Annotated in this window: 11 protein-coding genes; 9 read left to right on the top strand and 2 right to left on the bottom strand. The window is 35.9% G+C overall.

Annotated features, from left to right (window positions below; all coding sequences use genetic code 11):
• Positions 1-46: 46 nt before the first annotated feature.
• Complete coding sequence (ccoG, locus tag BAZ10_RS17685; protein ID WP_078773162.1) at positions 47-1,483, top strand: cytochrome c oxidase accessory protein CcoG; 1,437 nt, start codon at positions 47-49, stop codon at positions 1,481-1,483.
• A 17-nt stretch (positions 1,484-1,500) separates the two neighbouring features.
• On the opposite strand, the gene BAZ10_RS17680 is transcribed toward ccoG, so the two are convergent.
• Complete coding sequence (locus BAZ10_RS17680) at positions 1,501-2,382, bottom strand: AraC family transcriptional regulator (RefSeq protein WP_078773161.1); 882 nt, start codon at positions 2,380-2,382, stop codon at positions 1,501-1,503.
• 193 nt (positions 2,383-2,575) lie between these two features.
• On the opposite strand from BAZ10_RS17680, the gene BAZ10_RS17675 reads away from it, so the two are divergent.
• From BAZ10_RS17675 to BAZ10_RS17640, 8 genes are all read left to right on the top strand, one after another.
• Positions 2,576-3,250: a response regulator transcription factor gene (locus BAZ10_RS17675; RefSeq protein ID WP_078773160.1), complete on the top strand. Its 675-nt coding sequence runs from the start codon at positions 2,576-2,578 to the stop codon at positions 3,248-3,250.
• Positions 3,251-4,501: a sensor histidine kinase gene (locus BAZ10_RS17670; RefSeq protein ID WP_078773159.1), complete on the top strand. Its 1,251-nt coding sequence runs from the start codon at positions 3,251-3,253 to the stop codon at positions 4,499-4,501. It begins immediately after the preceding gene.
• Positions 4,502-4,581: 80 nt separating this feature from the next.
• On the top strand, positions 4,582-5,010 hold the full coding sequence (locus tag BAZ10_RS17665) for a hypothetical protein (protein ID WP_078773158.1): 429 nt from the start codon (positions 4,582-4,584) through the stop codon (positions 5,008-5,010).
• Between the two features lie 155 nt (positions 5,011-5,165).
• Entirely contained in the window at positions 5,166-6,431 is a 1,266-nt protein-coding gene (locus BAZ10_RS17660) for a TolC family protein (RefSeq protein ID WP_078773157.1), read from the top strand.
• A gap of 2 nt (positions 6,432-6,433) precedes the next feature.
• Entirely contained in the window at positions 6,434-7,360 is a 927-nt protein-coding gene (locus BAZ10_RS17655) for an efflux RND transporter periplasmic adaptor subunit (protein ID WP_078773156.1), read from the top strand.
• Between the two features lie 4 nt (positions 7,361-7,364).
• Positions 7,365-10,394: an efflux RND transporter permease subunit gene (locus BAZ10_RS17650; RefSeq protein ID WP_078773155.1), complete on the top strand. Its 3,030-nt coding sequence runs from the start codon at positions 7,365-7,367 to the stop codon at positions 10,392-10,394.
• Entirely contained in the window at positions 10,391-11,176 is a 786-nt protein-coding gene (locus BAZ10_RS17645) for a phosphatase PAP2 family protein (RefSeq protein WP_078773154.1), read from the top strand. The genes BAZ10_RS17650 and BAZ10_RS17645 overlap by 4 nt, the downstream gene beginning before the upstream one ends.
• Positions 11,177-11,286: 110 nt before the next feature.
• The gene (locus tag BAZ10_RS17640) at positions 11,287-11,658 is read left to right on the top strand and encodes a Fur family transcriptional regulator (RefSeq protein ID WP_059323622.1); all 372 of its coding nucleotides are present in this window, start codon (positions 11,287-11,289) and stop codon (positions 11,656-11,658) included.
• 82 nt (positions 11,659-11,740) lie between these two features.
• Here the strand turns inward: BAZ10_RS17640 and BAZ10_RS17635 are convergent, their stop codons facing one another.
• A complete protein-coding gene (locus BAZ10_RS17635; RefSeq protein WP_078773153.1) occupies positions 11,741-14,128 on the bottom strand; it encodes a TonB-dependent receptor in 2,388 nt (795 codons plus the stop codon).
• Between the last annotated feature and the right edge of the window lie 541 nt (positions 14,129-14,669).

The following is a 14,669-nucleotide window of genomic DNA, read 5'->3' as shown; positions in this document are numbered from 1 at the left end:
ATTACCGACCCTTCCCTACTATCTGATATCAGAAAATAAGAAAGTAATGAATACTCAATTCCAGGCGCCTGTAGATATTCAGGAAGAAAGTTTCCGTAACGAAGTCGGAACAATGGACAAAACCGGAAAAAGAAAATGGGTTTTTCCCAGAAAGCCAAAAGGAAAATTCACCAATTACCGGAATTATACCAGCTATGTACTGTTAGGGATATTTTTCATATTACCTTTTCTGAAAATCAATAACAACCCGTTCTTTCTGTTCAACATTCTGGATAGGCATTTCTTTATTTTCGGACAGCCCTTTTATCTTCAGGACTTTTTTATTCTGGCTATCGGAGCCGTAACATCTGTAATATTTGTAATGCTTTTCAGTATTGTATTCGGAAGGATTTTCTGCGGCTGGCTTTGTCCGCAGACTATCTTTATGGAAATGATATTCCGTAAAATAGAATACTGGATCGAGGGAGATCGAAACAAACAGATGAAACTGGACAAACAGGAATGGAATGCGGAAAAAATAAGAAAACGTCTTCTGAAATGGTCAGTATTCTTACTGATCGCGGTTATCATTACGCACTTTATGTTTATGTACATCGTAGGTTATGAAGAAGTTTTTAAAATAATGCAGGAAGGTCCGGCTGCCAATCCTGTAAACTTTATTGTAATGATTGTGTTTACAGGGTTATTTTACTTTGTTTTCTCATGGCTTAGAGAACAGGTTTGTACACTGATATGTCCATACGGAAGATTACAAGGTGTACTGATTGACAAACAGACGATCAATGTTTATTATGATTACAAAAGAGGTGAAAACCGTTCGAAATGGAGAAATAATGAAGATCGTAAAGCCTTGGGAAAAGGAGATTGTATAGATTGTAATCAATGTGTAGTTGTATGCCCTACAGGGATTGATATTAGAAACGGACAACAGCTGGAATGTATTAACTGTACTGCCTGTATTGATGCCTGTGACGAAATTATGGAAAAGGTAGGCTTACCAAAGGGACTGGTGCGCTATGCTACAGAGCAGGAAATAGAAGCCGGCACAAAGTTCAGATTTACACCAAGAATGAAGGCTACTACTGTTGCGCTATCTTTATTAATCGGACTAGTGGGCTATCTGATGTATGACAGAGGAAGCATGGAAGCCAAGTTTCTGAAAGTTCCGGGAACTACTTTCCAAGTAACTGACGGAAAAATAAATAACCTTTATACTTATACATTTCTGAATAAGGAGAACTCTAAAAAAGTCATCACCATAAAAGTACTGAACCCTTCGAATGCTACTATTACCTATTATGGCCCTGTAAAAATAGTATTGAAAGAAAATGAAATTATAAAAGGGAATGTCAGTATAGCCTTTCCGGAAAAAGAAATGCGACTAAGTAAGCAGAATATTACAATAGGCATCTTTGATGAAAAAGGAAAAATGATTACCTCTTACAATACGACTTTCGAAGGTCCTTTCAAATTTGCTTTATAATTATATTCCTATGTTTTCTATGATTTGTGCCTCAGAACGAAATGCGAAGGAGTCTCTCCTGTATTTTTACTAAATACTCTTGAGAAATAGGAGTACTCCTCAAAGCCCAGTTTAAAAGCAATATCTGTAAGGCTTTCGTTCACATAAATCAACATTCTTTTGGCTTCCAGTATTACCCTTTCGGTAATAACATCGGAAGCCTTTTTTTGTACTATTGTCTGCGTAATGCGATTAAGATGCTTAGCCGTAATTCCCAGCAAATCTGCATAATAAGAACTGGATTTCTGGGTCAGGAAATGCTCTTCTAAAAGCGCTTCGAACTGCTGATAATGGTGGATATATGAAAAAACACTACCTGGGTTTAGTAGTTGCTGATCTTTTGAAAATAGTCTTGTGGACTGAATATAAACCCTAGTAATAAGAGCCAGAATATTCTCTTTCTGCATCAGGTTCTCCTGTAGACTTTCTTCCTGAAGCTCTGTAAACAGAAAATTAATTTTCTTCAAGTTCTGAGTATCCAACTGGAGTTTTCTGGGAAAGGATACCGACGCAAAAAAAGGAAAGCTTTTTAGTTTCTGATTCACATAATGCATGTTATAGTATTCCTGTGAAAAAAAGAAGATATAACCTTCCGTATCGTCCGAAAGCTCCCAACTGTGTATCTGCCCTGGTGAAAGGAAGAATAAACTACCAGGTTGGACGTCATAACTTTGAAAGTCAATTTCATGTACTCCGCTTCCATGCGTAAATAGTACAGTCACATAAAAATCATGGCGGTGAGGCTTTTCAATATGCTTATGACTACTCTTCAGATGACCTTTCATGGTATTAAAATAAAAACCAGAAACCGTATTATCCTCCTGAAAGAGGCTCATATGAAGTACAGAGATAGAATTCATAGTGAAAATTCAGAGTTTAAAAGTAGTGAAAATCCCTTAAGTATAATGGTGGTGATTAAAAGAAAAACTGATCTAATAAAGCATTTGCGGGATATATTACTATTCCCTGTTAAATATTTCTCGTTGTAATTAATATTTTCATAAATTCAGTTTTCATTCAGATTTTAATTCTATTTTTGAATAAAATGACAGTATGAAAATACTCATTATTGAGGACGAAATTGCATTGAGCAAAAGCATTGTCGCCTATCTGAAGCAGGAAAATTATCTCTGTGAAATAGCCACAAACTTCAATACTGCGATTGAAAAGGTAGACTCGTATGATTATGACTGCATTCTACTTGACATTTCTCTACCTGACGGTAATGGATTGAATATTTTAAAGGTTTTAAAAGAAAATGACAAAACTGATGGTGTAATTATTATTTCCGCCAAAGATTCTATTGATGACAAAATAGTAGGATTAACCCTGGGTGCAGATGACTATATTCCGAAACCTTTTCATTTATCAGAACTAAGCGCACGTATTGCTGCTGTAATACGTCGTCGAAGATTTAATGGTGGCAATATTCTGGTATTTCATGAAATTACCATTGACACATTGGCCAAAACGGTTACTGCCAACAATCAGACAATCGATTTCACCAGAAAAGAATATGACCTACTGCTCTATTTTACCATTAATAAAAATCGGGTTCTTTCCAAAACAGCAATTGCAGAGCACCTCTCCGGAGAAAATGCGGATGTTTATGACAATTATGATTTTATATATGCTCATATTAAGAACATGAAAAAAAAGCTTGCAACCGTAGGCTGTAATGACTACCTAAAGTCTATTTATGGGATGGGATATAAATTTGAATACTAGATGAAACTGATCAACTACATATCACGCCGTTATGTTGTTTATGCTATTATTATTTTATTAATAGCCGTTCCTGTATTCTATTTTTCCTTGAGATACCTGATGCTGAAAAGTCTGGATGAAAACATAAACCATCAAAAAGTCTGGATCGAAAAACAGTTAAAAACGACAAAACCTGATAATTTTATTTCCTTTGAAAACAGCATTATTGTCCGCCAGTCAAATAATCCTAAAATTTTTGACTCTTTATACAATCAGCCCGTTTTTATACCCGATGACAACGAAACAGTTATGCACCGGATTTCTATTTCAAACACAATTATTAATGGTAAAGCATATGAAATAAGGATTCAGAAATCTATGATTGAGGATGAAGACCTACTCAATAGCATATTGGTGCTACAATTAATTCTGGTTGTAGTTTTATTGTCAGGTTTAGTTGCTATTAATTTTCAACTCTCTAAAAAACTTTGGAAACCCTTTAACGATATCGTTCATAAGCTAAGTCTTTATAGGGTAGATAGCAATAATGATTATCAATTTATGCCTACCAATATTGAAGAGTTTAAAAATTTAGGAGATTCTATTAAGACCCTTATAAAGCGTAACCAGAAACTATATAAAACACAAAAGGAGTTTACAGAGAATGCATCGCATGAACTTCAAACTCCTATAGCAGTCATGCAAAGCAACATAGAACTGCTTATGCAGACTTCTCCCATTTCTCTGGAGCAGGCCGAATTGATTGAAGGAATTTCCATGGCCGGAAACAAAATGCAGCGCCTTAACCGTACTTTATTATTGCTTACTAAAATCGAAAACAATCAGTTTCCGGATACTGAAAAACTAAAAATTAGCACTCGTATTCAAAAATTACTGAACCAATATGATGAGCCGGCTTCACAAAAAAATATACATTGGGAAGTTAAGATGGACAGCGAAATTGAAGTTATTGCCAATCCGATTCTTATTGATATTTTAATTGGAAATATTTTATCCAATGCCATAAGACACTCTGAAAGCACCGGTATAGTTTCTGTAAAAACATCTCATCAAAAACTCATTATTGCCAATTATGGAAAGGAAGAGCTCAATGAAAAAGAACTATTCCAACGCTTTAAAAAACAATCAAAAAACACCAATAGCATTGGACTGGGCCTTGAAATAAGCAAAAAGATATGTGACTTGTATCATTACAATATTCAATACCAGTTTATAGATCATATGCACCTGTTTACTATTAATTTCAATTAATTGCTAATGATTTAAAAAAATTCAGGATCTCTACAGAATGTCTACTGAGTTTTACAACATCAATTAAAAAAAAATGTAAAATGAAAATGACAATTTTAGCGTTGCTATTTGCAACAGGATTTAGTACAGCGGCATTAGCACAAAAAAAAAGTGAAAATATTAAAGTTCCTTTGGCTGTAGAGCAGGCATTTCAAAAAAATCATCCGAGCATTAAACCAAAATGGGAAAAAGAAGCTGGAAAATATGAAGCTGGTTTTAAGCAAAACGGAAAAAAAATGAGCGTATTATATACCGCAGCTGGCACATTGGAAGAAAGTGAAGTTGAAATAACTCCCGACCAACTTCCTGCTTCGGTACCTCAATACATCGTGCAGCACAAGCTAGGTACTATAAAAGAGGCTGCTAAAATTACCAAGGCAAATGGCTCAGTTCTTTATGAAGCCGAAGTAAAATCTGGAGATGCATTATTCGATGTTAAAGGTAATTTTGTTGAATTAAAAAAGGATTAACCTCATAGAAAATAAAATATTGATAAGGAATCGGTTAGAAATAACCGGTTTTTTTGTTTATTAATTTCTGATTAAAAAACAATCCAAAATTCAAAAATTCAGAATCTCAACAGAATTGGATCCCATCTTTGGATCAACAATTTGAAATAGTCTGTATGGACACTATTTATAAATATCCCGTTCGATGGTTTTCGGTTTTGATTACTTTATCGCTCTGCTTTTCAGTAAAAGCACAAACTGCGCCTGCCTTATCTTATTTTATTAAAGCGGCACAGACAAATAGTCCGCTGCTCAATGATTACAACAATCAGGTAACCTCCAATAAAATTGACAGCCTGAAATTAAGAGCTACTTATGGTTTTATTGTTACCGGAGAAGCTACTGCCGGGTATTCACCTAATATCAAAGGATGGGGGTACGACAATGCCCTAACCAATGGGCAATCCTTGTTTACAGGTGTAAGAGTTGTAAAAGAATTTATCAGCCGAAATAATCTTAATACAAGGTTAAAAGCCTATGACGCAAATATTGGACAAATTTTAGTACAAAAAAATCTAAGCATCCAAACGCTAAATAAACAGATTACCGATCAGTATATTGCAACTTATTCCAGTCAGCAGCGCTATGAATTAAGCAGGGAAATAATCAGTCTACTCAATCAGGAAGATATAATCCTGAAAAAATTGACACAGAGCTCTGTTTTTAAACAAACGGACTATCTTACTTTTAAGGTTACTTTACAGCAAAATGAGCTTACTTTACAGCAGCAGCAAGCAGAATGGCAAAGCAATTATGCCCTCCTGAATTATTTATGTGGTATTGTAGATACCCGATTTCCTCCTTTGGAGGAGCCTCATATCAAAAAGATACTTTCTCCTGTTAGTTTTAAAGAAAGTTTATATACTCAGTCATTTAAAGCTGATAGTCTGAAAATTGCCAATGATAGCGAAATTATAAAATACAACTATAAGCCAAAAATAATGGCATTTTCCGATGGAGGATATCAGAGTTCATTCGCCCAGACTGCTTATAAAAATTTTGGATTAGGAGTTGGTGTGGGCGTTTCAATTCCTATATACGATGGGCATCAGAAGAAAATGCTTCTACAACAAAACCAGCTGGCATTACAAACACGTCAAAAATATCTGGAACAAACAGAAAGACAGTACCAACAGCAGATTTTTCAGATCCAGAATCAGATGGATCAATATTACAAGATGATCGAAACAGCCAATCAACAGATTAATTATGCAAAGACTTTGGTAGAAGCCAACGCCAAACAACTACCTACCGGAGATGTTCGGATGGTAGACTTTATTTTGTCGATCAATAATTTACTTAGCCTTAAAGGCAATATCATCCAGTATAAGTCGACTTTATTCAATCTGCAAAATCAAATGCAATATTTAATCATTCAATAGTCATGAAAAAGTTTTTATACCTCATATTATTTAGTGTTTCTATACTTAGCTGCAAAAAAAATGAGGCACCCTCTGCTGAAGAAGCAAAACCTGATGCCAAGCCCAAAACGGAAGTAAATGTTGCATATCCATCCGATACAATTCATCTTGACAATAACGTTACACTGAATGCAACAGCAACCTATTTGCTAAAATCGGATGCAAAGGCGAATAGTACCGGTTATATCATCAGTATGAAAGTAAGGCTTGGTGATCGAATAACTCAGGGTTCTGTCCTTTTTGGATTACAAACCAAAGAAGCCAGAGCTTTGGGTAATACCATTAACAAACTGGACAAATCTTTCAGATTTAACGGAACAACAACCGTAGTTAGTCCTGCAACAGGATATGTAGTCATGTTAAACCATCAGATAGGTGATTATGTACAGGATGGAGAAATTCTGGCAACTATTACTGATGCTTCCAGCTTCGGATTTGTAGTAGATGTACCCTATGAATATTTACAACTGATAAAAGATAAAAGCTCTCTATCGGTAAAATTACCCGATGGCAGCAGTTTACCTGCTAAAGTCGCCAAAGTAATGCCTACAGTAGATCCCGTATCCCAAACAGTAAAGGTTCTTTTAAAAGTTCCTCACAGCGACAATATCCCGGAAAATTTAATTGGTACAGTTAGCTTTTCCAAATCAACAGCCTTCGGGTTAACAGTTCCTAAAATGGCAGTACTAAGTGATGAAACACAGTCTTCTTTTTGGGTAATGAAAATGCTTAATGACACCACTGCTGTAAAAACACCTATTGTAAAAGGCGCAGAAACCGATGAATATATCCAGATCATATCGGGAAATCTCTCAACAAAAGACAGAGTTGTTACTTCCGGAAACTTTGGATTAAGCGATACTGCAATAGTAAAAATAAAAAAACAATAATCAGATGAAAAAGTCATTTTTTGTAACCTACAGAAGCCCCTTATTGATTCTGATTTTTCTAATCCTTACAGGCGGCATCTATTCTTACACCAAAATACAATCTGCTTTATTTCCGCAAGTTACTTTTCCCAAAATAAAGATCATTGCAGATGTAGGGCAGCAGCCCATTAGCCAGATGACTGTAGGGGTTACAAAAGTATTGGAAAATGCCATAAAGAAAGTTCCCGACCTGCAGATCCTTAAAAGTACCACCAGCCGGGGAAGCTGCGAAATATCAGCATTTCTTTCCTGGAATGTTAATGTAGGTCTGGCAAAACAACAGGTAGAAAGCAGCATCAATGAGGTCAGAAATCAATTACCTCCGGAGACTAATATCACCGTAGAAAAAATGAATCCCTCCATTCTGCCGGTAATGGGATATTCTTTAAACTCTGATACCAAAGACCCTATAGCTCTTAAACAGCTTGCTCTTTATACAATTAAGCCATTTCTTTCTCAGGTTCCCGGAGTAAGTGAAATAAGAGTAATAGGCGGACAAGATAAAGAGTTTCGGGTAGTGATGAACCAGCAAATGATGGCCCGTTTGGGAATTACCTCAACTACAGTTGAACAGGCTATAAACAATACAAACTTTATTAAGTCTAATGGATATTCCTCTGATTTCAGATATTTATACCTAACCCTTACCGATGCACAGATTCGCAACGAAAATCAGCTTAAAAACCTGGTCATCAGCAACAACGGGAACAGAATTGTGCTATTAGGAGATATTGCTGACATTAATATTCATCAGGCAAAGCAATACATCAAAGTTAATGCTAACGGAAAAGAAAGTATTTTGATTGCGGTGATTCAACAGCCCAATGCAAATGTTGTAGAATTGACCAAGGCAATGAATGCAAAAATTAATGATTTGCAAAAAACGTTGACCAAAGATGTTGTATTAAAGCCTTATTACGTTCAGGCAGACTTTGTAAATGATTCTATTAAAAGCGTAACAGATGCCTTATGGATAGGCCTTCTATTAGCCATTATTGTAGCTGTTATATTTTTACGATCCTGGAAAGCCAGTGCCGTTATATTAATTACAATTCCTATTACTTTAAGCCTTACACTACTGGTATTATATGCTATCGGTGAGACCTTCAATATTATGACCTTAGGAGCTATAGCTGCTGCAATAGGTCTTATTATAGACGATGCTATTGTTGTGGTAGAACAGATACACCGTACCCACGAAGAGCATCCCGAAGAATCATCCAGATCACTGGTACAGAAAGCTATTAATTATTTATTAAAGGCAATGGTAGGCTCTTCATTAAGTACTATTGTTATATTTTTACCTTTCACCCTGATGAGTGGTGTTGCCGGAGCTTATTTTAAAGTCATGACCAACACAATGATCATTACTTTAGTCTGTTCTTTTTTTGCTACGTGGTTACTGCTGCCTATCGTTTATTTGCTTTTTTCTTCGGTAAAAATAAAAGAAAAAAATCTTCAGCATCATGATGTAAAAGAAAGAAAATGGGTAGGTTTCTTTATCCATAAACCTATCTTCAGTTATATTTTCATCGTATTGCTTATTATGAGTACTGTTTTTATTTTACCTAATATCAGTACAGGTTTTTTACCAGAAATGGATGAAGGCAGTATTGTATTGGATTATAAATCTCCGCCGGGAACTTCATTAGAAGAAACAGACCGAGAGCTAAAAATAGTAGAAAAAATTATAGTTTCTAATCCCGACGTTGCAGCTTACAGTAGAAGAACAGGGACACAAATGGGATTTTTTATTACAGAGCCTAATACCGGAGATTATCTGATCCAGCTAAAAAAGAACCGAAATAAAACAACTGCAGAAGTTACAGATGATATCCGTTCAAAAATAGAGGTTTCAGGACTTCCTTTAACGGTAGATTTCGGGCAGGTGATTTCAGATATGTTGGGTGATCTCATGAGTAGTGTACAGCCTATTGAAATTAAAATTTTTGGTACTGATCAAAAAGTTATTGAAGATTATTCTAAAAAAGTTTCTGACATTGTTGCTAAAGTAAATGGTACTGCTGATGTGTTTGATGGGATTGTTATCGCAGGCCCTTCAATGATTGTTACTCCTAAACTACAAACTCTGGCCCAATATCAGATTCCTTTACCGGATTTTCAAAGACAGCTTCAGGCAAATTTAGACGGAAATGTTGCCGGTAATATTTTTGACCAGGTTCAGTTCACTCCTATCAGACTACTATATAACAACAGAACCAATCAGTCTCTTAGTGATATTAATAACAGTATGATCTCTCTACCCAACGGAACGCTAAAACCACTAAGTGAATTTGCAACAGTCAATATTACCAGCGGTTCTGCGGAAGTCAATAGAGAAGATTTACAAACTTTAGGAATCGTAACTGCCAGATTGGATAATGGTGATTTAGGTGGTACGATTAAAGAAATTCAGAAACAAATTGAGCAGAAAATAAAACTTCCTACTGGTTATAATATTGTCTATGGTGGTGCATATGCAGAACAACAAAGATCCTTCAAAGAACTCTTAATTATTCTTGGAATCTCCTGCTTACTTGTATTTTCTGTAATGCTTTTTCTCTTCCGGAATATTACTGTAGCATTCCTTATTTTATTTATCTCTGTTTTGGGTATTTCCGGAGGAATATTGCTGTTGTTCCTTACTAATACTCCACTTAATGTAGGAAGCTATACAGGATTAATTATGATGGTAGGAATTATTGGAGAGAATGCCATTTTCACCTATTTACAATTCCATGAAAGTCTTACTTCCAAAACAAAAGAACAAGCTCTTATATATGCAATCAGTACAAGGCTTCGACCAAAACTAATGACCGCTTTAGGTGCTATTATCGCTTTAATGCCCCTTGCCTTAGGAATCGGAACAGGAGCACAGATGCACCAGCCACTTGCAATTGCGGTGATTGGCGGATTTTTGGTAGCCTTACCCCTTTTGCTTATTGTGTTTCCAACTTTATTAAACAAAATTCAATTAAAACAAACTGAAGAATGAAATTCTTAATCTTTCTATTGGTGTCAATATCAATATCGGCACAGAATGACAGCCTCAACAAACAGACCAAGGATAGTGTTACAAGCATTACCCATAACATCATTATCAAAGATAGTTTGCCCATGCATACTTCTTTTCAGTTAAAGCCCAAACATTTTATCATCCCCGGTGTATTAATTACTTACGGTGTATTGGCGACAGAAACCAAATGGTTCAAAAAAATAAATTTTGATACCCGAAACGAAATAACAGAAGACCATCCTACTTTTAGAACTACTATTGACAATTATACTCAATTTGTACCCGGCACTGCAGTCTTTGCTCTTCAGGCCTTTGGCGTAAAAGGGGAAAGTTCGGTAAAAAAAGAATTGATTGTATATGCAATGTCCATCGGAATTTCCACAGCCATTGTAGTCCCTACTAAAAAACTAACACATCAGGAAAGACCTGATGGTAGTAATAATCAATCTTTCCCATCCGGACATACTGCCTTAGCCTTTGCTTCTGCCGAATTTCTTCGCAGAGAATACTGGGATGTTTCTCCTTGGATTGGTATTGCAGGTTATGCCGTTGCCACAGGAACAGGAGTTCTCAGGATGTATAATAACAAGCACTGGTTGGGTGATGTTGCAGCAGGAGCCGGAATAGGTATACTTTCTACTACTCTATCCTATTGGCTTTATGATAAAATCCATATTGGCAAAAATGCCAAACATCAGGCTTTTCTTTTTCCAGGATATAGCAATAAACAATTTACTATAGGCTATGTAAAACAATTTTAATTACTGCTGAAATAATTCAAAAGAACAAGCTCCTCCTATTTAATTTCACTGTGAAAAATAAAGTTTATCTTTACATTTGCAACGCTATTGCAAATTAAATATTCAAAAAAATGAGAAACACGATTGCCAAAGCAAAAATTCTGGAACTGATTGATCACTCTGAAGTTGCGCTGTCTCATTCTGAAATAGAAAAAATGGTGGCGGGATTGTGCAACAGAGTTACCATATACCGTGTACTGGACAGATTAACGGAAGAAGGACATATACACCGATTTATTAATATAGACGGCCATCAGAAGTTTGCTGCCTGTCATCATTGTGATGCACAGCACCATCATAACCATGCACACTTTAGCTGTACACAATGCGGAACAGTTTCGTGTCTGGAAGATGTAGAACCTGTTTATAAGCTGCCCAAGGAGTACAAAGTACAGGATATGAACTTCGTATTATCTGGTGTTTGCCCCAGATGTGTTAAATAGTAATTAATAACATTAGAATTTAAATCTAATAGAAAGCCTTGTCAGTTTAAAACTGACAAGGCTTTTTTGTAATAACATTATATTACACTTTTATCTTTACACCTACAGAAATATTAATACCTGGTAAAGGTGCCAGAAATTTCAGTGGTGAATTTTGTGGTCTGGCCTCAACATTTAGCAGATTATTTCCGGTAACATAATACTCAATATTGAAATTACTCAGTGTGCTTTCATAAGAAACACGGGCATTTAAAAGGGAGTATGCCGGCATAGGAAGTTCCGGATTGATATTTTTCCCAAGATATTTTTGTTTCATATAATGATCCAAAGACACATTAAGGCTAAACCTGTCAATAGCCCCCGCTAAATTAAATCCAAATCTGCTGGTAGGCATATTAGGCATATAATCCCCATCACTCCATTTTCTAATGGAAGAATCGGCTACACTAATATTTCGTACCAAGTCGAAATAGGAACCTACTTCCCATTTTCCGAATTTAGTGAGGTCAAATTTGTAAGCAGCTTCCGCTTCAACACCATTGATTTCCGTGTTATCACTTCGCCATTCTTTTACCGAAAATCCTCCGGCTCTGGAGATACCTGTATGAGCCAGATAAATATAATTATCATATTTTGTATGATACCAACTGGCTGCCAGTCGTACATTTTTCAGATTTAGTCCGCCGCCAATTTCCCATGTTTTAGCAACCTCTTTGTTTAGTCTGTCATCTCCGTTTTCTTCTACCATCAATGCATAATGATTGTTTCCGGCATAAAGCTCATTTATTTCGGGAGCTCTTTCAGAGTGATTATACTGTGCTTTCAGGTAACCTTTCTTAAATATATTCCAGGTCATTCCCGCATGATACTGATTTAGTGTAAAATCTCTGTCTGAGAGTTTTCCACCAGACATACCACGACTTCTTACATAATTTTTATCCGCATCCGCTCTTCTCTGTACATGGTCGTTGCGGTATCCCAAATCGAATTCAAGAAAATTGAAGTTAAGATGCTGCATCGTATAGAACCCTATTTCACGACTGACATTATTAGGTAAATAACGCAGGTTTCCGCTGCCATCCATTTCACGGTATTGCACTTCCACACCAGTGGTTCCTGTTAAGAATTTCATCTTTTGCTGCACAAGTTCCACACGTCCGTTATGCTGATTTACATCAAGTTGATTAGCTCTTCGTCTGCCTAACATTTCTGTATTCTCAGAAAACACTCCCATATAGCTCAGTTTTATGCTGGCCAAAGGAAAATTTCGGAATTTGTACGCGGATTCCAGCATAGCCTTATGCGTTAAGCTCATTACATTAATAGGAAGATATTCTATTTTTTCCTGAGGCTTATTACCATGTGAATGCTCTGGCATCTTTGGCATTGCATAGCCCGGAGCCCCAAAATAGGAGTAAGAATTCTGATAAGCAGCTCCTACATAAAAGGATTCCCCTACATAACCGGTACCAATATGAAAAGAATTGCTTTCCGAATGGCTGTTTGTAATCTCGCCATCTTTTACGGGACCCAAATCTTTTATACTGTTTACCTCTCTTTTGTAACGGTCTTTTGTAGCATCCTGTCCGGGGATGTATAGATCGTTTTTAGGATTTGGATAATCTTTTCCATCTTTCGAATTTCTATAGGTTGACCTGAAAGTATAAAGATCGTCTTCCGAAAGTTCATATTCTACAAAATGATCTTTTGCAAACTGATCTATATATGGAAAAAGACTTTTATTGAGTACATTTCTGGAACGTACATCCAACTGGCACATTGCCTGTAATCCGCTATCAAATCCTACCAACTGAGGATCATAACAACGTGGATCCTTGGATAATCCGGGAATACGGACAACGTTCTGTTTATAATTGTTCGCGCCTACTGTCCATGCCCAGTTTTTACCAACCTTACCTTTCGCTGAAAATCCCTGTCTCTGACCACTATTAGTTCCACCTTCCAGGTATCCTCTGAATTCAAAAGCTTTTGCAGGGAGCTGTCGTGGTATATAATCGGTTTCCAAATCAACAGCTCCACCAATAGCTTTACCACCATACAATACTGCTGCCGAACTTTTATATACTGTGATACTCTGTACATTATTGATCTCGGTATCAATATTTATATCCGGGCTAATGCCTGAGAGATCATTTACTGCAACTCCGTTTTCCAATACTCTTACCCTGTTCCCGCTAAGACTCCGAATTACAGGAGCTCCGGAATTGGGTCCGTAATAAGAATTCTGAATTCCCGGAATTTTACTTAAAGTTTCACCAAGTGTCCCGGATTGTATAAAATCTAAAGTTTTTCTGGGTACAGTCAGTGCATCCAGGTTTTGTTTTCCGGATACATTGACTGACTCAATATTTTTCACCGGATCTTTTCCGGTAACTTTCTCCTGAGCTTTCAGGGCAGAAGTGTATGAAATAAAACAACTCCCCATTAAAAAAATAACAGCATTCTTCATGTATAATCATATTTTAATATGGGGACAAAGCTATAAATTCCATTTCAATAACGCAACAATGTTGCGTTATTGAAATGAAATATTACCTCCTTTATGTCTTTTCACTTTAGAAATCAGCTAAATAAATAGACGTAACCTCTGATAATGAACTTAGAAAATAGATACTAAGCATATGTTTTTAGTATTTCATATTCAATAAACGCATTACGTCATCTCTATATGTCCGTTCGTCATTTAAATTTAAATTTTCGAGGACATTATAGTTTATTTGCAGCATTATAAGTAAGAGGTTAGAGAAGTATTAAGCGGATGTGAACTTATTAAACCTAAATCTCTTGTAATATGAACATTAAATAATATACAACTAAGTCAAGCGCATCCTATTTTTGCAAAAAATATAATGTCATAGGTTAGTGTAGTATAAAAAGACAAATTAGAGTTAAACAACATTGAGAAAAACAACACACATATAAAAATTAAACACTATATAATTAATTAATATTGTGTACATTGCAGCCCATAAAGAAGACTAGATTAAAAA

Origin of the sequence: Elizabethkingia occulta, assembly GCF_002023715.1 — a bacterium.
GTDB lineage: Bacteria > Bacteroidota > Bacteroidia > Flavobacteriales > Weeksellaceae > Elizabethkingia > Elizabethkingia occulta.
The sequence above is the reverse complement of the archived record's forward strand: the minus strand, read 5'-3'. Positions and strand labels throughout refer to the sequence as shown.

What these genes read in the sequence shown, in the direction of transcription:
- BAZ10_RS17665 (WP_078773158.1), top strand. Translation starts at nt 4,582, where the DNA reads ATGAAAATGACAATTTTAGCGTTGCTATTTGCAACAGGATTTAGTACA.
- BAZ10_RS17680 (WP_078773161.1), bottom strand. Translation starts at nt 2,382, where the DNA reads ATGAATTCTATCTCTGTACTTCATATGAGCCTCTTTCAGGAGGATAAT.
- BAZ10_RS17675 (WP_078773160.1), top strand. Translation starts at nt 2,576, where the DNA reads ATGAAAATACTCATTATTGAGGACGAAATTGCATTGAGCAAAAGCATT.
- ccoG (WP_078773162.1), top strand. Translation starts at nt 47, where the DNA reads ATGAATACTCAATTCCAGGCGCCTGTAGATATTCAGGAAGAAAGTTTC.
- BAZ10_RS17645 (WP_078773154.1), top strand. Translation starts at nt 10,391, where the DNA reads ATGAAATTCTTAATCTTTCTATTGGTGTCAATATCAATATCGGCACAG.
- BAZ10_RS17655 (WP_078773156.1), top strand. Translation starts at nt 6,434, where the DNA reads ATGAAAAAGTTTTTATACCTCATATTATTTAGTGTTTCTATACTTAGC.
- BAZ10_RS17635 (WP_078773153.1), bottom strand. Translation starts at nt 14,128, where the DNA reads ATGAAGAATGCTGTTATTTTTTTAATGGGGAGTTGTTTTATTTCATAC.
- BAZ10_RS17670 (WP_078773159.1), top strand. Translation starts at nt 3,251, where the DNA reads ATGAAACTGATCAACTACATATCACGCCGTTATGTTGTTTATGCTATT.
- BAZ10_RS17650 (WP_078773155.1), top strand. Translation starts at nt 7,365, where the DNA reads ATGAAAAAGTCATTTTTTGTAACCTACAGAAGCCCCTTATTGATTCTG.
- BAZ10_RS17640 (WP_059323622.1), top strand. Translation starts at nt 11,287, where the DNA reads ATGAGAAACACGATTGCCAAAGCAAAAATTCTGGAACTGATTGATCAC.
- BAZ10_RS17660 (WP_078773157.1), top strand. Translation starts at nt 5,166, where the DNA reads ATGGACACTATTTATAAATATCCCGTTCGATGGTTTTCGGTTTTGATT.